Source organism: Deinococcus metallilatus, from assembly GCF_004758605.1.
GTDB lineage: Bacteria > Deinococcota > Deinococci > Deinococcales > Deinococcaceae > Deinococcus > Deinococcus metallilatus.
This window is the reverse complement of record NZ_CP038512.1, coordinates 391,176-410,000: the sequence shown is the minus strand read 5'-3', so window position 1 is coordinate 410,000 and position 18,825 is coordinate 391,176. Positions and strand designations below refer to the sequence as shown.

The following is an 18,825-nucleotide window of genomic DNA, read 5'->3' as shown; positions in this document are numbered from 1 at the left end:
GAAGCGCAGTGAAGTATAGCGGCGTGCGGGGGAAAGGGTCAACCGCCCGGAGCGGTGACGGGGGCGGCGGCCTTTTCAATGACCGTCAGGCCCGCAAACTTCAGCAGCAGGCGCTTCTGCCCCACGCCGGGAAAGTACGCCAGCACCTCGCGGCGGTCGCCCTGGCCGAAGCCCTGGAGGAAGACCCCCTCCCCGAATTTGGCGTGGCGCAATCTCAGCGGCTCGGTGGTGCTGACGGCCCGCTGAAGCTCGCGGCTGGGGATGCCCAGGCGGGCGCTGACCTCGGGGAGCGAGAGGCCGTGCAGGTCCAGCAGTTCGCGCGCCTGGAGGGGCCAGGACGCGGGGAGGACGGGCGGTTCGGGGAGCGTGGCCGCGTCGGGTTCGGGCTGGGGTGCGGGCTGCACGCCCAGCAACCCTTCTAAAAAGGCGCGGGTGGCGGGCTTGTCGGTGGGGCGCCGCTCACCGCTCGCCAGGAAGGGTGCGTAGCAGCGGCTCACCGCGATGCACTCGTAGCAGCCGTGCGCCTCCTTGCAACAGGTCTTGGCCGTCAGGTCCAGTGCGCGGCGCAACAGGTCGTCCATGTTCTCGAAAGCGCGGCGGCTGACGCCCAGGCCACCCAGCCAGTCGTCGTACAGGAAGAAGTAGTTGTCGCGGTCCGGGCGGAAAGCGCCCGCGAGGTCGTTCTCGTCGCAGGCGACCCGCTCGGGCGTGAGCTTCTGGAGGAGGTGCTTGAGGGTGTGGGCGACGGCGGTAGGCTGCTCGGTCGCGCGGGCGTCCACGCCGACTTCCAGCGCCGAGGTACGGAAGGGGGGCAGTTCCAGCGGTTCGTCGTAGAGATGCTCGGAAAGCTTGTGGTCCTGCATGCGGTCCTGAATGCGGCCCCCGCAGGCACGGCAGACGCGCTCGGTGGGGTCGGGTTCGCGGTCGCAGCCGGTGCAGACGCGCTCGAAGACCTGGCGCATCATCATGAAGCCGGTGTAGCGGCGGCGGATGACCACCTCGCCGTGCCGGTAAGCGAGGGGACCGCGCCGCACCCATTCGCCCATCTTCACCGGGCTGACCTCGATGACGTACAGCCCGCGCGTGAAGAGGTTGGCGGCGCCGAACTTCTCGACCAGGATCGCGGTGCCCGCCGGGTGTTCCTCCCAGCGCGTCACCTTGTAGCCCTGGCCATCCAGCGTGAAGACCGCCCCCTCGTGCTTCTCGGTGAGGGCGTAGTGCTGGCTGGGGGATTCGAGCGGCGCGTCGAAAGCGCGCGGTCCCTTCTGCGCCCAGTCCTCCGCCTCGATCACCGCGAATTTGGCGCTGCCCTCGCCGCGCAGGTTCCAGTATTTGGGACCGGGCAACACCTCGGCGGGAAGGCCCGCCGCCTTGAATTCCTCGTTCGCGCGGGCGCGGTGACGGGGGGAGAGATAGGGATTTTCGGCCTCCACCACGGCCTTTTCAATCGGGCCGGTGACCAGCTCGCGGAAGTTCCCGGCGTTGGAATAAAAGGCGTCCACCGGCTGCGGCACACCCTGCTCGTTCAGCGCGGGGAGGTACAGCACCAGCCCCGGCGCGACCCGTCCGGCGCGGCCCGCCATCTGCCGGAAGGCCATCCGCGAGCCGGGATAACCGTCGATGATGACGACCTCCAGATCACCGATGTCCACCCCGGCCTCCAGCGCGTTGGTGGCGAACATCACGCCGCTGCTGGCGCGGCGGAACTCGGTCAGGCGGCCCTCGCGGTCGGAGGTGCCCGCCATGTAGAGGTGGACGTGGCTCCTGTAAAGGGGCTGCGCGCGGTAGGTCGAGTACAGCCGGGCGGCGCGCGAACGGCCCCGGAAAAAGGCCAGCACCTTGAGGTTCCGCTGCACGCTGGCACTCACCACCGCGTCCCAGAAGCGGCGCGGCTGCCCCCGGTGGTCCGCGAGGTAATAGCGTTTGCCGTGCCGGGCCGCGCCCGACTCGCTCACCTCCACCGCCTCCACGCCCACCAGTTCCCGCGCGAACTCGGCGGGGTTGCCGATGGTGGCCGTCGAAAGGACGACCTGCGGCTTCGCCCCCAGCGCCCGCGCCAGGTCGAGGAGCCGCCGCAGCATCCCGGCCACCTCGCTGCCGAAGCCGCCCCGGTAGGTGTGCGCCTCGTCCAGCACGATAAAGGCCAGGCGGCGCAGGAAGTCGCGCACGCGGGGCTGGGTCAGGGACCAGTGGAGCTTGTCGGGCGTGGCCGTCACCATCCGCACGTTCTCGCGGAACACGTCGCCGGGCTGCGCGTTCCCCTGAAACGCCGCGATCTCCCAGCCGAAGCCGCCGCGCTCGCGGAAGGCCGCCAGCTTGTCGCGCTGATCCTGGCCGAGGGCCACGAGGGGATAGACGAAGAGGGCGGTCGCGTGGGGGTCGCGTTCCAGGCGCTCGAAGACGGCTGGAAAGAAGGCGCCCGTCTTGCCGCTGGCGGTCGGCGTGGTCACGATCACATGCTCGCCGCCGCTCATCAGGCGGTACGTCTCGGCCTGGTGGCTGAAGACCTCGGGAAAGCCGAAGCCGCGCCTCACCGCCTCCGACCAGCCCAGGTCCGCCGCCTGCAACGTGCGGGCGGGGGCCGCCTCGTCCTCGTGCAGCAGGGCCGCGCCGCCGCCCAGGATGTCGCGCAAGAACCCCTCCAGACGGGCGTAGGAGGAGCGGGCGGGGAGCACGTGTTCCAGTGTAGAGCGAAGGGACATCACGGTTAGTGGTCAGTGGGGAGTCGTGAGTGGAAGAAGGGCGAGGCGAGCGCAGAAGCTCCAGCTTTCTTTACCCCACTCCCCACTTACATCACACTGTCGCTGTCCCGGATCAGGATCGGGTGGTGGAAGGCGGCGGGGAGCCATTCTTCCTGCATGTGGATGGCCTGCGGGGGGCAGGAGCGCAGGCAGGCCATGCAGCTCGTGCAGGCCGACAGATTCAGCAGCAGTTGTACGCCGCCCTCCGGCTTCAGCTCGCGGGTGATCGCCTGGGTCGGGCAGACGTTGGCGCAGACGGGGCAGTCGATGCAGGTGTCGTCCACCAGCGGCGCGGGCCAGTGGATACCCGCCTCGGGGGGCGGGGCAGGCACCAGGGAACGCGCCCGCCAGCGCCATTCTTCCGGCGTGCGTTCTTCGGGCTGGCTCCAGTCCACGAAGGGGAGGGGCCGCTCGGGAATCACCTGGGCGACCTGCTGCCGCCCGGTACGCAGCAGGCTGGCAAAGGCGCCCCGACGCGAAACCCGCACGGCCCGGTCACGGTCCTCGGGACCGGCCTCACGCACGGTGACCTGCGCGGGCTGTCCGGTCGCGGCGCGGAGCGTCTGCGCTTCCCCCACCACGCGCCTGAGCCGCTCGGGCACGTCGGGCGCGCCCACCGGGCAGGTGCGGCATTCTCCATGCAGCAGGGTCAGTGGGGTGTCCCACGCCCCCGCCACCGACACCAGGGCGGGCGTCACCCGGCCCAGGCAGGGCAGCGTGGGACCGCCCGCGCCGCTCTGCGAGCAGGTGAGGCTGGCCTCCCCGGCCTGGCCCGCGTCGCGGACACTCTGGAGCGGCGCGGTGAGATCGTATTCCAGGGCGCCGCTGGGGCAGACCTGCACACACAGGCCACAGCCAGTACAGGCCTGCGGGTCGATCTGGATGCTCTGGCCGAGGGGACCGAACTCGATGGCCTCGTGGGGACAGGTGGCGTGGCAGGCGTCGCAGCCGCCGACCGCCTGACGTTCCAGCAGGCAGCGCGGCGCCGTATACCGCGGCACCGGGTTGCCGTACTCGCCCAGTCGGCTCAGAACGCCTTCCAACATGGGCGGAGTCTAGCGGCCGGGCAGGCGAACAAGTGGAAGCTTTGTCCCGTCTTCCCGGGCGGCCCCTTCAGGAACGGCGCGTGGGCACCCACAGCGTGATGAACAGGATGCCCGCCAGCCCCACCACGGCCCAGGCGACCTGTCCGGCCAGCACCGGAATGCGCGGCAGGCTCCAAGCCACCGCCACCACGATGCACGCGCAGGCGATCCACTTCGCCCGCAGCGGCATCCCGCGCCCCTCGCGGTAGTCGCGCACGAGTTCACCGATCACGGGCCGCGACAGCAGCCACGCCTCCCACTTCGGGTTGCCACGTGCGAAGGCCGCCGCCGCGAGCACGAACCACACGGTCCCCGGAAAGCCCGGCAGCAACAGACCCAGGAAGCCCAGGCCGGTCAGCACGAAGCCCAGGGCCACCCACAGGGGCCGGACGACTGTGGGAGAGGAACCGTTCATACGCTCCAGGGTACGGCAGCGGGCGCGCTCACTTGTCCCGTCCGGGCAGGCAGACCACGCCGTCCTCGTCGGCATAGACCGGGTCACCCGGGTGGAGGGTCACGCCCGCGAAGGCCACAGGCACGTCCCGCTCCCCCTGGCCGCGCTTGGCACTGCGGCGGGGGTGGGCCGCCAGTGCCTTGATGCCCAGAGGCAGGGTCGCCAGTTCACCCGTGTCCCGCACGCAGCCGTTCACGATCACGCCCGCCCAGCCGTTCTGAACGCCGATCAGACCGAGCATCCCGCCCAGGACGGCGCAGTTCAGGCTGCCGCCGTTGTCCACGACCAGCACGCGGCCCTGACCGGGTTCCTCCAGTGCGGCGCGGACCAGCACATTGTCGTCCTGCACGCGAACGGTCACGGCCGGGCCATAAAAGCGCGGGCGTCCGCCGTAATCGCGGAAGATCGGCGCGAGGACGGGCGCCCCGGGGTGCGCGTCGCTGAGGTCGGTGGTTGGGGTGAAGCCGGGCGGGAAGTCGGTCATGGTGGCCCTATTGAACCATTCCCTCCCCGTCAAAAGACCCCGCACCCAACCCTCTGCTTTGCAGCTCTACGAGTCTCTCCGTGGGAGAGAGCTTTTCTGACCCCTCTACCTCTGGGAGAGGGGCCTTGCGCAGCGAGGGGGTGAGGGGTCCCCCGCCCGGTGCCTTCACCCACCTGGGAAGGGCGCGTGCGTGTCCGCGTCGTGGATGCGGCCCGCGTGACCGCTCAGGAAGCCTCCGTCGTAGCCGCGCCGCCAGGCCATCAGTTCCGCCAGGATGCTCAGCGCCACTTCCTCCGGGGCTTCCGCACCCACGCGCAGGCCGACCGGCGAACGCAGGCGCGCGAGCTGCCCGGGGGTGAAGGTGACGCCCTCCGCCGCCAGGTCGCGCAGCAGGTCCTCCGCCCGCGAACGGGGACCGAGGACGCCCACGTAAGCCGCACCCGAATTCAGGGCATGGGCCAGGCACACCCGGTCGCGGTCCAGGTGGTGGTTCATCACGAGCAGGTGCGCGCGTTCGCCGGGCGTGAAGCGGTGCAGGTCCCCGGGGGCGAGGTCGTGCAGGGTCGCGCCGGGGAAACGGGTGGGCGTCAGGTAGGCAGGCCGGGGGTCGATCACGTGGACGTCGTAGCCGAGAGCGTGGGCCTGGGCGGCGAGCGGCATGGCGTCGTGTCCGGCGCCGTACAGCACGAGCTGCGGCGGCGGCACGTTCACGTCGATGAAGACCGGCGTGCCGTCGGGGGCGGCCAGGGTCACGGCGCGCGGCTCGCGCAGCTTCAGGCGCTCGCGGGCCGCGTCCACGGCGAAGGCGTGCAGCTCCCCGTCCGGCAGCCCACCCGTCACCTCGCCGCCCGGCGTGACCAGCACCCGGCCTTCCCCGTGCAGCGGCACGGCCAGCGCCGCCGCCCGCCCCTCGCCCAGGGCGGCGAGCCATCCGGCGGTCACGGGGTCCTCCGGGTCCACCCGCTCCACCCGCACGTCCACGCTGCCCCCGCAGCCGATGCCCAGGCCCCAGGTCGCGTCCTCGGAGAGGTCGTAATGGGTCAGGGCGGGGACGCCGCTGCGGATGACCTCCAGCGCCACCTCCACCACCTCGGCCTCCAGGCAGCCGCCCGACAGCATGCACACCTGCGCGCCGTCGTCCAGGACCAGCATCCGGGTACCCTCGCGGCGGTAGGCGCTGCCGCGCACGCCCACCACGCTGGCCAGGGCGGCCCGCTGGCCCCGGGTGAGGGCGGCAGTCAGCGCCGTCAGCAGGGCGCGCGTCTCGGCAGCGTTCACGTTCCCCAGAGTCTGCCGCCCGGGGAGGGCCGGGAGCAAGCCCCCTGCACCCTGCGCCCTCTGTATCCCTTAAACGCCCCCTCACCCGCCCCACCCGGCCCGGCCGGAGAATCAGCCCATGCTGGATAACATCCTCAACCGCGTCCGTCGCGGCGCCGAACGGGTCCAGCGCCGGGGCGAGGAAGTCACGCAGAGTGCGCGCCTCCGCCTGGAAGTGTTTCAACTGAACCGCGAACTGGACGGGCTGTACGCCCGCCTGGGCCGCTCGTACCACGCGGGCGCGGACCTGGAGGTGCTGCAAGGCATCCGCGACGACATCCGCCGCGTGGACGAGGAGATCAGCGCCCGCGAACGCCTGATCCAGGAACTGGGCAGCGACGCCGGGGACCATGAGGCCCCGTCCGCCCCGGCGGCTGTCGTCCTCACCGAGGTCTACGCGACCTCCGATCACCCGGCGACGACCTCCACTCCGCCCGCACGGACCGAGCCGAACGTGCCCGCCGCCGTTCCCCCTCCCCAGGAGACGACCATGACAGACCGCGACACCGACAGACCGCTGCCCACCTCGCCCAACCCGACCGTCGAGTACAGTGACGATCTGCTGGTGCCCGGCAAAGCCACCGACGAACAGGGCGACGACCTGGGCCGCGAAAGCCGCGAGAAGTCCTACACCCACCGCAACCAGATCGACGAGGGCCGGGAGGCCAGCCAGAACCCCGACCCGCTGGACATGTAGCGGCGGGAGGGTCAACTGTCTGACGGTCTAACCGTCTCACCGCCGAAGCACCCAGATCAAGTCTGTACGCCGTTCGGCGGTTTGACTTTTTGCCCGTTAGCCCCTCCCGCCGCTGCTGGCGGGAGGTTTATTGTCCGGCTTGAGAGGAAGCACATCCGGCTCACCTGCCGTCTGTTCTGATGGGCACATGCGGCCTGAGCACAGCGGCGGGACACTCATCGAGGTCCGGGGGGCGTGGCATGGCCGGGTCGGTGACCCGGAACGGCGCTTTGCCGGGGTGGTCACCGCGTCGGAACGGCCGGACGTGCGGGCCGGCGACTCCGTGGTCGTGACCTATCACGCCGCCGCCAGCCGGACGACCGACGCCCACCAACACGGCAGCTACACCCTGGACGTGGGGGGACGCACCTTGCTCCTGATGGGCTTTACCTGCCACGACACCGGCATGACCGGCCAGGAAGGCAACAACGACACCACCGAGGCCACCTGGCAGGCCGTGACGCTCCCCGGCGCTACAGGTCGCGGCGGCTGAACTGCCACATGGCGACCAGCACGGCCACCAGGGCATAGACGGCCGCCCAGACCACCAGCCCCGGCGCGACCGGCGTGCTGGCAAAAAAGGGATTCGCGCCGCGCGTCATCTCCCCGAGCTGGCGCAGCACGTCCGGTTGCAGGTGGTAACTCGCCCCCAGCCACAGGGCGTTGGTCGGCATCAGCGTGTTGGCGACCCGGCCCAGCGTGGTGAGGGTGGGGCTGTCCGCGAAGGTGCCGATGGTGGCGAGGATGCCCCCCGCGAAGCCCGCCCCGTACAGCACGAACACGCCGATGCCGTTGGCGAGCGTGGTGAAGAGCGTGCTGCCCAGCACGGTCAGGGCCGTGATCAGCGTGATGGCGAGCAGGATCAGGGCGGCAGCGGGCACCGGCGCGGGCGGCAGAAAGCCGGTGATCAGGAAGATGCCGCCCAGCAGCGCCGCGCTCACCAGCGCCACGTACAGGACGTTCACCACCGTGAACCCCAGCCAGCGCCCCAACACGAGCTGGGCCCGGCTGATCGGGCGCGCGATCACCGACTGCATCACGCCGCTTTCCACGTCGCCGCTGACCGCCCCCACCGTGGACAGCACCGCCATCAGCGACCCCAGGAAAAAGACCAGGTACATCCCGAACATCGCCGCGTACATCACCGGGAGGTTGGCCGCGCCCGTCACGCTGCGCCCGTCCAACCCGGCGTCCAGGGCCCGCTGGTCGAGGGTCTGTTCCAGCCGCAGCACGCCGTACAGGTAAAACCCCAGGAAGGCGGCGGTCAGCAGCAGCAGCACGACCACCAGCCGTTTGCGGACCGCCTCGCGCAGGGAGAGTTCCGCGATCAACAGGGCGTTACGCACGGGCCAGCCCCCGCGCGGGCGCGGCTTCGGGCGTGTCCTCGATCAGTTCGAGGAACAGGGTTTCGAGGTCGGGGCGGCGCGGGGTCAGGGCATACAGCCGCGCCCCCTGTGCGTGGACGGCGTCGGCCAGGGTGGGCAGGGCGTCCTCGCGCGTGAGCCAGAGTTCGACCTCGGCGCGGCCGGGCGTGTTGGTATCGGTGTGCCGGACCTCGCCCACCCGGGCAAAGGCGGCCAGCAGTTCGGGCGAGAGGCGGTCCACCCGCACGTTTACCGGCAGCACGCCGCCCATCAGTTCGCGCATGCTGCCCTGCCGCAGCACCCGCCCCGCCTTCACGAACGCCACCCGGTCGCACACCTGCTCAACTTCCGAGAGCAGGTGCGAATTCAGGAAGACGGTCACGCCCTCCGCCCGCAACCGTTCGATGATCTCGCGCACCTCGACCCGGCCGATGGGGTCCAGCGCACTGGTCGGCTCGTCCAGAAAGACCAGGCGGGGCCGCGCCAGGATCGCCCCGGCCAGCCCGGCCCGCTGGAGCATCCCCTTGGAATACCCGCTGAGGGCTTCCGCGCCGCGCCCGCGCAGGCCGACGATGCCCAGCACCTCCGGCACCCGCACCCGTAACTCCGCCGCCGTCAATCCCGCCAGGCGGCCGTGAAAGCGCAGGAATTCCTCGCCGGTCATCCAGGTCTGGAAGCGGAACTGTTCGGGCAGAAAGCCCAGGCGTGCGCGCACCGCCGGGTCGGCAGGCGAGCCGCCCAGCACGCGGACTTCACCGCCGCTGGGATGCACCAGGCCCAGCAGCATCTTCACGGTGGTGCTCTTGCCCGCCCCGTTCGGCCCCAGGAAGCCGAAGACCTCGCCCTCTCCCACCGTCAGGCTCAGGCCGTCCACGACTGCCCTCCCCCGGTACACCTTGCGTAACTCCCGCGTCTCGATGGCCGCCACGTTCCCCAGCATAGTGGGGAGGGGTGAGGTCGGCGTGCGCCGAAAGATGCAGAGGGCAGCTTCAGACTTCTGCAAGCCACCAAATGGGGTGAATTTCCCCCCCATCAACATGAATAATGGGTGATAGTCTGGAAAGAATCCTTTGGAGAAAATGCTCAACATGAAACCAGTCCGCCCTCTGGAGCCGGTGCCTGTGCCGCCCGATGCCCCAGCCCATCTCCGCGAGGCCCTGGCCGCGGCCCGCACGGACCTGGCGCGCGCGTATCTGGCGCTGGCCCGGCACTACCGTGACCACTCGCTGGCCGCCGCCCTGCCACTGGCGCAGGGGGCACTGGAGGCGGCCCTGAGTGCCGAGGCACCCGGCGCGACCGTGGAGGTTCTGGCGGGCCTGTCGTTTATCGAGGTGGCGCAGGGGCGGCAGGAGGCGGCCTTTGAGCACCTCGCGCTCGCGCTCGACCTGGCGCACCAGCATGACCTCCGGCACCTGGAATCGCAGGTGAGGAACGCCCGCGCGGTCGCCCGGCTGACGGCCGGGGACGCGGTGGGGGCGCGGCGCGACCTGCTGGACGCGCAGGCGCTGGCGCAGGCGGCGGGCGACCTGGTGGACCTGGCCTACACCTATGTGAACCTCGCTTTTCTGGAGAACGTGACCGGCCAGCACGAGGAGGCCCTGCACCAGCTCAACCTGCTGGAAGAACTGCTGCCCGGCCTGCCCGAGGAGGCCACCCGGCAGACCATGCGCCTCTACCTGCACGAGAACCGGGCGCTCACCTACCTGAACCTGGCCCGCCAGGCCCGCGAGCGGGGCCGCCCGGAGGCGGAAGCCGAGGCCCGCGCCCGGACGCACGCGGCGATCCAGGCGGTCCGCGGAGGCCTGGCCTTGCAGCCCGCGGGCCTGATCGCCCTGACCACCGAGACGCACGCGGCCCGGCTGGCCCTGCTCGAAGGGGACCTGGACCAGGCGCAGCGGCACGCCGAGGCCTCGCTGGACCACCACACCCAGCTCGGGCAGCAGGTCTACCTGGAAGCCTACCTGGCGATGGCGGAAGTCAGCGCCGCGCGCGGCCACTTCGGCCAGGCGCACACGCACTACCGCGCCGCGCTGGACTCCGCCCGGCAGCAGGGCCGCCACCGGGAAACCCAGGAGATCTTGCGGGCCATGGCGCGGCTGCACGAACAGCAGGGCAACTTCCCAGCAGCACTCGCAACCTACCGCGACGCCCTGGAACGCGCGCAGCACGCGCTCGACCGGCTGGCGCACATCGAGCAGCGCAACGCCGACCTGAGCCGCGAACTGCGGCAGGCCCGCGCCGAGGCGAGCACCTGGCAGGACAGCGTGCGCCGCGCCGAGACGCAGGCCCGCCAGGACCCCCTCACCGGGCTGCTGAACCGCCGGGGGCTGCAAGACAGCCTCGCGCAGTTCCAGGAGGGGACCGGCCCGCTGCTGCTGGCCCTGTTCGACATCGACGACTTCAAGAGCGTGAACGACCACCACTCGCACGCGGTCGGGGACGCGGCCTTGCAGGCGGTGGCCGCCCACCTGAGTGCCCTGATTCCGCCCGGCAGCCTGCTGGCCCGCTACGGCGGGGAGGAATTCCTGCTGGTGGTGCCGGACATGCATCCCCGCCAGGCCCCGGCGCTGGTCGAGCACCTGCGTCAGGCCGTCGAGGGGCACGACTGGGCGACCCTGCCGGGCGAACTCACCCTGACCGTCAGCGCCGGGTACGCCCTGATCGAGGACCGCCACGCCGAGGCCCTGCGCGCTGGCCTCGAGCAGGCCGACGAACACCTGTACCGGGCCAAGCGGGCCGGACGTAACCAGGTGCATCCGCCCCTCTGATATGGATTCTGGATGAACAGTTATGCAATAACTGTGAATCCCGACCGGAGGGAGAAGGAAAAACGGTGACGGATAGGAGTGGAGGCACCGAAGCGGAGCGGAGGGGCTGTAACGGATTATCCGGAATCCGTATGAGTCCCGGGCTGACTGCCCCGCTCCCGGTCAACCGCGGCCGCGGGCCCCCGCTTCAGCGCGTCAGAATCTCCTCGATGCGGTGCAGCACCTCGTCACTGAGCTTGATGCCCGCCGCCTTCACCGTGTCCTCGATCTGCTGCACCTTGGTGGCTCCGGTGATCACGCTGCTGACCCCTTTCTGGCGCAGAATCCAGGCCACGGCGAGCTGCGCGCGGGTGATGCCCAGCTCGTCCGCAATCGGCTTCAGGTCACGGACCTTCTGGATATTCGCCTCGGTCAGGAAGTTCTGGCCCCAGTTCTCGTTCTCGGTGAGGCGCGCGCCCTCGGGGCGGCCCTCGTCGTACTTGCCGGTCAGGAGGCCCATCGCCAGCGGACTCCACACCACCAGGCCGATGCCCGCCTTCTCGGTGTAGGGCAGAATTTCCTGTTCCACCCGGTCACGGCGCAGCATCGAGTACTCGGGCTGTTCGGTGACGGGGGCGTGCAGACCGCGCGCCCTGGCGAACTCCACCGCCTCCGCGATGCGCGCGGCAGGCCACATGCTGGTGCCCCAGTACAGCGCCTTGCCGTCCCGGATCACCTGATCAAAGGCCATCACGATCTCGTCCATCGGCACGTTCTCGTCGTAGCGGTGCGCGAAGTAGATGTCGAGGTAGTCGGTGCCCAGGCGCCGCAGGCTCCCGTCGATGCTCTCCAGAATGTGCTTGCGCGACAGCCCCCGGTCGTTCACGTCGTCGCTCATCGGCCAGTAGACCTTGCTGGAGAGGACCAGCGTGTGGCGGGGCAGTTCGCGCAGGACCGCGCCCATCATCTCCTCGGACTTGCCGCGCGCGTACACGTCGGCCTGATCGAAGAAGTTCACGCCCTCCTCGTAGGCTTTGGTCACGATGTCCCGCACCATCTGCTGGTCGTTGACCGAGTGCCCGAAGGTCACCCAGCCGCCCAGCGCCACTTCCGAGACTTTGAGGCCGCTTCTGCCGAGGTTGCGGTATTCCATGCCCGCTACTTTAACTCTCAAAGCGGGAAAGGCGGCCAGATGGAGGGCCGGTGAAGGGGACCCTCACTCCACCTGTTTCTTCCGCTGGTGCTCGGCGTACCAGTGCGGCTGCGTCCCGTCCAGATCGGTGATGCCATACAGGTCGGCCAGTTCGCCCACGTCCAGAATGCGTCCGGTGTGCCGGGAAACTTGCGGGTCGAGGGCGAGGGCCACGATCCCCCGCGCCGCGTAGTGCGGCGTCTCGGTCTGCCCGGCGAGTTCCTGCTCGGTGTGGTGCTGGAGCATCACTTCCGTCCGCATCCAGCCGGGCGCCACGCCCACCACCGTCACGCCCCGGTCGCGCAGCTTGTGCCCCAGCGCGTACACCAGCCGGTTTTTGGCCGCCTTGCTGACCTCGTAGGGCAGCCAGCCGGGCGGCTCGTCGGTGTGCCAGGTGGTGGAGACGATCAGGCCGTGGCCCTGCCCGCCCATGAGGTGTTTCAGGGCCAGCAGGCTGGTGACGTAATCGCTGTAGGCGCCCGCCAGCAGCATGTTCCGCAGCCCTTCCAGGGGTTCGTCCCAGACTTCCGGCCCACCGCCCGCACCCGCCCCACCCTCGTGTGCCCCCCAGGCGTTGTTCACCAGCACGTCCAGCCGCCCGTGCGTGTCCGCGATGTGCTCGATGACAGCCTCGACCTGCGTGGGGTCGGTGTGATCGCACCGGAGCGGCGTGGCCTGCCCGCCCGCCGCGCGGATGGCGTCGGCGGTGTCGTCCACCGTCGTCCGGGGCAGCGCCGCGAGCGTGCTGTGCCCGCGCGTGCTGCGCGCCGTGACGATCACGTGGGCACCCGACGCCGCGAGTTCCAGTGCCACGGCCCGTCCCAGGCCACGGGAGGCACCCGTGACCAGGGCGACCTTCCCGGCCAGAGGTTTCGGAACTGCCGTTGCCCCCTCGCTCATGCTGTCCCTCCCTGTATGAATCACCGGGGGCCGGGAACACCTCTCCCAGCCCCCGCCTCCAGACGCACGTTACCGCTCGCGGCGTCCGGCGTTCTCCACCTGCTCGTCGATGGCGATGGAGGCCATCAGCACCACCTTGTCGCCGTGCTGCTCGACCTCGACGCTGCTGTTGCCCGCCGGGAAGTAACGCTTGACGACTTCCAGCAGGTCGTGGCGCAGGGCGTCCACCTTGCCGGGGGGAATCTGCGCGCGGTCGTAGGCGAGGACCAGTTCCAGGCGGTCCTTGAGGGTGTCCTTGCTGCGCCGCTTGCTGAGCCAGGAAAACATCTCAGGCCCCCCCGAACAGACGGCGCCAGATGGCCCAGAAGCCCTTGTCCTCTTCCAGCTTGGGGTACGGCACGTCCTCCCCCTTGAGGCGGCGGGCGGTGTCGAGGAAGGCCTGCCCCGCCCTGGTCTTGCCCAGCACGGCGGGTTCACCGACGTTGGTGCTGACCAGGATGCCGTCGTCTTCCGGGACGATGCCGATGGGCTTCACTCCCAGGATTTCCAACATGTCGGCCTCCGAGAGCATGTTGCCGCTGGCGACCATCTTGGGCCGCAAGCGGTTGATGACCAGGCGGATCTCGCGGACCTGCTGCGCTTCGAGCAGCCCGATGATGCGGTCGGCGTCGCGCACGCTGGAGACTTCGGGGTTCACGACGACCAGGGCACCCTGGGCGGGAGCGGCGGCGGTCTTGAAGCCCGACTCGATCCCGGCGGGCGAGTCGATCAGCACCCGGTCGAAGCCTTCATCCTCCAGCAGTTGCCGCACGATGTCCTTGAAGACCTCGGGGTCGAGCGCCTCCTTGTCACGGGTCTGGGAGGCGGGCAGCAGGTAGAGGTTCTCCACCCGCTTGTCGCGGATCAGGGCCTGGGAGAGGCGGCATTTGCCCTCCAGCACGTCCACCAGGTCGAAGACCACGCGCGATTCGAGGCCCATGACCACGTCGAGGTTCCGCAGGCCCACGTCCACGTCGATGACGGCGACCTTCTCGCCCAGCTTGGCGAGTGCCGCGCCGATATTCGCGGTGGTCGTGGTCTTGCCCACGCCCCCCTTGCCCGATGTGACGACGATGACCTTGGCATTCATGACGGGGAGCAGTCTAGCGCGGGGGAGGTGAGGAAGCAGGCGGGGTATCATCAGTCAACGGACCAGCCGGAGGAGACAGGGATGAGGGCGGAATGGACCATCCGGAGATTCAAGGGAACCAAGTTCCAGACCTCGGAAATCGTGCGCTGCGTGCAGAAGGGGACGCGGCGGTCAAGCCTGCGGCAGAGGCAGGGTGCCCTGGCGGCTACGAGGAATGGGTGGGCAACGTTTGAGGTCGCCCCCAAAATCAATGAGTTCGAGCCTGCGACCGAGAGGAATCCCCAGGTGGCCTCCATCACGCCTCCGCGCCGGATCGGGAAACCGGGCGGCGCGTCCATCCTCGTTCCCGAGGGCGAGTGGAGCGTCGAGGAGCAAGTGCGCGAGGAACGCGACCACGCTGTGAGTTGTGAGCAGAGTTCGGTTAACCGCCGTGATCAAGCTGAAGCTCACACCAACGGGCCAGTGGCAATGCAAAGTTACCGTGTAAGCGGTAATCCCAAACAGCCGACAGCAACTCTTCCGTTCTACTTGTCGCCCAACGCTCACCCAGCAACCTCTTTGCTTGTTCCACCGATGTTGCGGCGTCAGAGACAGTCAAAGGTAAGGTGATGCTGTAGTACGTCGGAATCTTCCAGTAGCGTTCGACGTGGCACTCCATACTGAATCCGATCTCACCCAGCAGACGACAAAGCTTTCCGGCCTGTTCAAGTGCATCGGGCAGGCTGTCCACCTCGATGTAAACATGAACACTGAGCCGTAACGATTCTCCTGACATTCCAAAGCCCATCAGACCACAGAGACATCTTCCAGGCGCGTAGGACCTCCATCATGCCCAACGCTGTACAGAGGCTCAGTTCTGACGACCTGTGACCCGCGCCCTATCCGCCCCCCACCCCCACCCTGTACACTGCCCGGTTGAGTCTCGCGCCCGGCGTGTTCCCACGCGGCGGCGCCCGCGTGGAGGAAAGATGACGAGTACGCAAGAACCGCTGCCCACGGTGGCAGCCCCCAAAGTAGGGTTCATCAGCCTGGGCTGCCCCAAGGCGCTGGTGGACAGCGAGCGCATCCTGACCCAGCTCCGCGCCGAGGGCTACGAGGTCGCGCCGAGTTACGAGGACGCGCAGGCCGTGATCGTGAACACCTGCGGCTTCATCACCCCCGCCGTCGAGGAGTCCCTCAGCGCGATTGGCGAGGCGCTGGACGCCACCGGCAGGGTGATCGTGACCGGCTGCCTGGGCGAGCGGCCCGAGAAGATTCTGGAGCGGCATCCCAAGGTCGCGGCGATCACCGGGTCGGAAGCGGTGGACGACGTGATGGGGCACGTGCGCGAGTTGCTGCCGGTCGAGATGGACACCTTCACGGGCCTGCTGCCGGTCGCCGCGCCGGGGATGCGGCAGGGGGACGCCCTGGCCCCCAGCGTGAAGCTCACGCCCCGGCACTACGCCTACGTGAAGATCGCGGAGGGCTGCAACCACACCTGCGCGTTTTGCATCATCCCCAAGCTGCGCGGGCGGCAGGTCAGCCGCGACGCGGGCGCCGTGCTGTACGAGGCGTATCGCTTGATCGCGGGCGGCACCAAGGAACTCATGATCATCTCGCAGGACACCAGCGCCTACGGCGTGGACGTGCGCTACCGCGAGTCCGAATTCCAGGGCGGGCAGGTCCGCGCGCACCTCACCGACCTGGCGGAGAAACTGGGCGAGATGGGCGCCTGGGTGCGGATGCACTACGTCTACCCTTACCCACACGTGGAGAGGATCGTGGAGCTGATGAGCCAGGGCAAAATCCTGCCTTACCTCGACGTGCCCCTCCAGCACGCTTCCCCCGCCGTCCTGAAGCGGATGCGGCGGCCCGGTGCCGGAAAACAGCTCGACACCATCCGCCGCTGGCGGGAAATCTGCCCCGACCTCGTCATCCGCTCCACCTTCATCGTGGGCTTTCCCGGCGAGACGGAGGAGGACTTCCAGATGCTGCTGGACTTTCTGGAAGAGGCGCGGCTGGACCGCGTCGGCGCCTTCACCTATTCCGACGTGGAGGAGGCGGACGCCAACGCCCTTGACGGTGCCGTGCCCGAGGAGGTCAAGCAGGAACGCCTCGCCCGCTTCATGGAAGTCGCGCAGCGCATCAGCGCCGAGAAGCTGGCGGAGAAGGTGGGCCGCGTCATGGACGTGATCATCGACGAGTTCAACGACGACGAGGGCGACCTCCCCGGCACCCGGCTGATCGGGCGGACGAAGGGCGACGCGCCGGGCATCGACGGGCAGGTGTACCTGTATGCGGGCGACTTCGCCGGGTCGGTCAAGATCGGGGACATGGTCCGCGCCCGCATCGAGGACAGTGACGAGTACGACCTCTACGGCGAGGTGGTGGCGCGGCCCGAGTGGCGGCCCAACGTGCCGCAGCTGGGGCATTTCGGGAAGCACTGAGGGGCAGGAGGGGGGCGCACGCGGAGAAGCGGCGCCCCCTGTCCCATAGCCGCAAGCTCCCTGTCAGACCGGACGCCCTACACTCTGCGCGTGAACCTTGACGTTCTGCTCGTGGTGTTCGCTGGCGTGTTCGGGTTGCTGGTGGGGTCGTTCTCGAACGTGCTGATCTGGCGGCTTCCGCGCCGGGAGAATGTCGCCTTTCCGCCCAGCCACTGCCCGCAGTGTGACCACCGCCTCGCACCGCGCGATCTGGTGCCGGTCGGCTCGTGGCTGAGCCTGGGCGGCAAATGCCGATACTGCCGGGCACCGATCCGGGCGCGGTATCCGGCGGTCGAACTGCTGACCGGCCTGGGATACGCGGTGATCGCGGCGCTGTTCCCCTTTCCCACGTTTGGCGCGGGGACCCTCGGCCTGATGCTGCTGTTCACGCTGCTGCTGGTGGCGAGCGTGATCGACCTGGACACCTACACCATTCCCGACGAGCTGACGCTGCCGGGGGTGGCGCTGGGGCTGGCCTTCGCCTGGCTGAACACCCGGAACGGAACAGCGGAAATGGGCCTGCCGACCCTTCCCCAGGCGGTGCAGGGCGCACTGCTCGGCGCGGGGCTGCTGGTGACCATCGATCTGCTCGGATCGTGGGTGCTGCGGCGGTTCCGGGAGCGGCAGTACCCGGAAAGGCCCATCGGCTACCAGCAGCTCAGCCTGGGTCTGCTGGCGGGCGCCTGGCTGGGGCCGTGGTGGGGCCTCGGGGCGGCACTTGTCTCGGCGGTCCTGAACCTCGCGGCGCGGCGGGTGGTCCGCATTCCCGAGATCGTCACCCTGGGCGGATTCCTGGTCAGCCTGCTGCTGGGGAGCGCGGGCTTCGGTCCCGGCCTGATCCTGATGGTGCAGGGGGCCCTCGCGGCAGCGGGCGCGGCGGCGCTGGTGGCGGGCATGTACTGGTGGCTGCGCCACGAACCCGGCAGTGCCGATGGTGAGGGGGAGGCCGACGCCCCCTTCGATCCCAGCGCGATGGGCTTCGGGGACGTGAAGCTGGCCGCCGTGATCGGGGCCTTCCTGGGCTGGGAACGGCTGCTGGTCGCGGTGGTGGTGGCCGTGTTCGCGGGAGCCGTGCTGGGCCTCGCGCAAGTCGCGCTCAAGCGCGAGAACCGGGTGAAGTTCGGCCCCTACCTGGCCCTGGGCGCGGTCGTGGCGCTGCTGTGGGGCGGGGAGGTCGTGGCGGCGTATCGGGGGCTGCTGGGGCTGTAGGGCAGAGAAGCGGGCGGGGAGGTCAACGCATCCTCCCCGCCCGCTTCATTTCTGGTTTCTCTCCTGCGCCCAGCGCCCTTCCGGCACCGCCACCACCGTCACCCGCTGCCCCTGCCGGACGAGATTCAGGCGCACATCGCCGGTCGCCGTCACCTCCACCCCGGCGGCGTTCGCGGCGTCCTGCGCCACTGTCTGCACGAAAAATTCCATGTCGCGCACGACCGGGTGCCCGACGAAGGCATCGATATAGGTGTCCAGGCTGAACAGCTCCAGCAGCCGCTCGCCCGCCACGTAGCGCAGCGTCAGCGTGCTGCCGGGGGCGGGGTTGTGGCTGGCCGGGCACAGCTCGGGCAGGTGCAGGATGTGTTCGACGACCGTGTGCAGGTGCGGTCTGGCATTCGGGATGGTCTTCAGCCGCGCGGCGGCACCTGCGTGGTTCATGAGGCGGCGGCGCGGGCGGCGTGGCGCACCCGGAAGGCGAACAGGGCGGCGATGGCGTACTTGGCGAGAATGTCCGCGAAGATGATCTGGGCGATGTCGCGGCCGCTCATGCTGCCGTAGAACGCCAGGAGCGTAAAGGTGATGGAATCAAGCGGCACGCTCACGGCGTTGCTGGTCAGTACCCGCGTCCACCAGCTTTTCTCGATCAGGCGCTGGTACACGGCGGTATCGGCCAGCTCACCCAGCAGGATCGCCAGGAACGACGCGCCGATAAAGCGCCAGGGGGTGCCCAGCAGCAGCGCGGCAACGGTATTCACCAGCAGCGCCGTCCCGATGGCGACGTACACGGCCTTCAGGCCCCCCGCGCGGTGAATGCGGTCCCGCAGCGTGAAGACCGCCGCGAAGAAGATGGTGCCGACGCTGAGCAACCCGAAGCCCGGCAACTGGATGAACTGGTTCAGCGTGACATTGGCGAGCAGGATGCTCGCAGCGTACAGGGCAATCAGCCCCAGCGGCCTGCGGCCAGCAACGGAATAGGTCATGGCGTCCTCCGGCCACAGC

19 protein-coding genes are annotated in these 18,825 nt (G+C 69.4%); 5 read left to right on the top strand and 14 right to left on the bottom strand.

The features are described 5' to 3' along the window. Positions 1-38: 38 nt before the first annotated feature. The 5 genes from E5F05_RS07890 to E5F05_RS07870 form a co-directional block, all read right to left on the bottom strand. On the bottom strand, positions 39-2,702 hold the full coding sequence (locus E5F05_RS07890; RefSeq protein WP_164973395.1) for a DEAD/DEAH box helicase: 2,664 nt from the start codon (positions 2,700-2,702) through the stop codon (positions 39-41). Positions 2,703-2,788: 86 nt separating this feature from the next. Further along, on the bottom strand, positions 2,789-3,787 hold the full coding sequence (locus tag E5F05_RS07885) for a 4Fe-4S dicluster domain-containing protein (protein ID WP_129118085.1): 999 nt from the start codon (positions 3,785-3,787) through the stop codon (positions 2,789-2,791). 67 nt (positions 3,788-3,854) lie between these two features. Continuing rightward, on the bottom strand, positions 3,855-4,241 hold the full coding sequence (locus E5F05_RS07880; RefSeq protein ID WP_129118084.1) for a YbaN family protein: 387 nt from the start codon (positions 4,239-4,241) through the stop codon (positions 3,855-3,857). A gap of 28 nt (positions 4,242-4,269) precedes the next feature. Continuing rightward, on the bottom strand, positions 4,270-4,764 hold the full coding sequence (rraA, locus tag E5F05_RS07875; protein ID WP_129118083.1) for a ribonuclease E activity regulator RraA: 495 nt from the start codon (positions 4,762-4,764) through the stop codon (positions 4,270-4,272). A gap of 165 nt (positions 4,765-4,929) precedes the next feature. Beyond that, positions 4,930-6,042 carry an XdhC family protein gene (locus E5F05_RS07870; protein ID WP_129118082.1) on the bottom strand — a complete coding sequence of 371 codons (1,113 nt, stop codon included), beginning with the start codon at positions 6,040-6,042 and terminating at the stop codon, positions 4,930-4,932. Positions 6,043-6,160: 118 nt separating this feature from the next. On the opposite strand from E5F05_RS07870, the gene E5F05_RS21295 reads away from it, so the two are divergent. Both E5F05_RS21295 and E5F05_RS07860 read left to right on the top strand, forming a co-directional pair. Further along, positions 6,161-6,778 carry a hypothetical protein gene (locus E5F05_RS21295; protein WP_184117672.1) on the top strand — a complete coding sequence of 206 codons (618 nt, stop codon included), beginning with the start codon at positions 6,161-6,163 and terminating at the stop codon, positions 6,776-6,778. Positions 6,779-6,965: 187 nt separating this feature from the next. Then, positions 6,966-7,310 (top strand): hypothetical protein, encoded by a 345-nt coding sequence (locus tag E5F05_RS07860; RefSeq protein WP_129118081.1) that lies wholly within the window; start codon positions 6,966-6,968, stop codon positions 7,308-7,310. Here the strand turns inward: E5F05_RS07860 and E5F05_RS07855 are convergent. Together E5F05_RS07855 and E5F05_RS07850 are read right to left on the bottom strand one after the other, a co-directional pair. After that, the gene (locus E5F05_RS07855; protein WP_129118080.1) at positions 7,291-8,163 is read right to left on the bottom strand and encodes an ABC transporter permease subunit; all 873 of its coding nucleotides are present in this window, start codon (positions 8,161-8,163) and stop codon (positions 7,291-7,293) included. The two genes, E5F05_RS07860 and E5F05_RS07855, sit on opposite strands and share 20 nt — an antisense overlap. Continuing rightward, entirely contained in the window at positions 8,156-9,121 is a 966-nt protein-coding gene (locus E5F05_RS07850) for an ABC transporter ATP-binding protein (protein WP_129118094.1), read from the bottom strand. Before E5F05_RS07850 ends, E5F05_RS07855 begins: the two co-directional genes overlap by 8 nt. A gap of 148 nt (positions 9,122-9,269) precedes the next feature. Here E5F05_RS07850 and E5F05_RS07845 point away from each other — a divergent pair, with 148 nt between their 5' ends. Then, positions 9,270-10,949, top strand: a complete 1,680-nt coding sequence (locus tag E5F05_RS07845; RefSeq protein ID WP_129118079.1) for a diguanylate cyclase domain-containing protein — start codon at positions 9,270-9,272, stop codon at positions 10,947-10,949. 187 nt (positions 10,950-11,136) lie between these two features. On the opposite strand, the gene E5F05_RS07840 is transcribed toward E5F05_RS07845, so the two are convergent. From E5F05_RS07840 to E5F05_RS07820, 5 genes are all read right to left on the bottom strand, one after another. After that, positions 11,137-12,081, bottom strand: coding sequence for an aldo/keto reductase family protein (locus E5F05_RS07840; protein ID WP_129118078.1), 945 nt, complete (start codon positions 12,079-12,081; stop codon positions 11,137-11,139). 63 nt (positions 12,082-12,144) lie between these two features. Next, positions 12,145-13,020, bottom strand: coding sequence for an SDR family NAD(P)-dependent oxidoreductase (locus E5F05_RS07835; protein WP_129118077.1), 876 nt, complete (start codon positions 13,018-13,020; stop codon positions 12,145-12,147). Positions 13,021-13,089: 69 nt separating this feature from the next. Then, a complete protein-coding gene (minE, locus tag E5F05_RS07830; RefSeq protein WP_129118076.1) occupies positions 13,090-13,347 on the bottom strand; it encodes a cell division topological specificity factor MinE in 258 nt (85 codons plus the stop codon). A gap of 1 nt (position 13,348) precedes the next feature. Continuing rightward, positions 13,349-14,149 (bottom strand): septum site-determining protein MinD, encoded by an 801-nt coding sequence (gene minD / locus E5F05_RS07825; protein ID WP_129118075.1) that lies wholly within the window; start codon positions 14,147-14,149, stop codon positions 13,349-13,351. Between the two features lie 421 nt (positions 14,150-14,570). Next, a complete protein-coding gene (locus E5F05_RS07820; protein WP_129118074.1) occupies positions 14,571-14,936 on the bottom strand; it encodes a hypothetical protein in 366 nt (121 codons plus the stop codon). Positions 14,937-15,117: 181 nt separating this feature from the next. On the opposite strand from E5F05_RS07820, the gene rimO reads away from it, so the two are divergent. Next, positions 15,118-16,575 (top strand): 30S ribosomal protein S12 methylthiotransferase RimO, encoded by a 1,458-nt coding sequence (gene rimO, locus E5F05_RS07815; protein WP_129118073.1) that lies wholly within the window; start codon positions 15,118-15,120, stop codon positions 16,573-16,575. A 90-nt stretch (positions 16,576-16,665) separates the two neighbouring features. After that, positions 16,666-17,823 carry a prepilin peptidase gene (locus E5F05_RS07810; protein WP_129118072.1) on the top strand — a complete coding sequence of 386 codons (1,158 nt, stop codon included), beginning with the start codon at positions 16,666-16,668 and terminating at the stop codon, positions 17,821-17,823. Positions 17,824-17,868: 45 nt separating this feature from the next. Here the strand turns inward: E5F05_RS07810 and E5F05_RS07805 are convergent, their stop codons facing one another. Both E5F05_RS07805 and E5F05_RS07800 read right to left on the bottom strand, forming a co-directional pair. Further along, on the bottom strand, positions 17,869-18,264 hold the full coding sequence (locus E5F05_RS07805; RefSeq protein ID WP_129118071.1) for a hypothetical protein: 396 nt from the start codon (positions 18,262-18,264) through the stop codon (positions 17,869-17,871). Further along, entirely contained in the window at positions 18,261-18,806 is a 546-nt protein-coding gene (locus E5F05_RS07800; RefSeq protein ID WP_164973394.1) for a VUT family protein, read from the bottom strand. Before E5F05_RS07800 ends, E5F05_RS07805 begins: the two co-directional genes overlap by 4 nt. Positions 18,807-18,825: the final 19 nt, after the last annotated feature.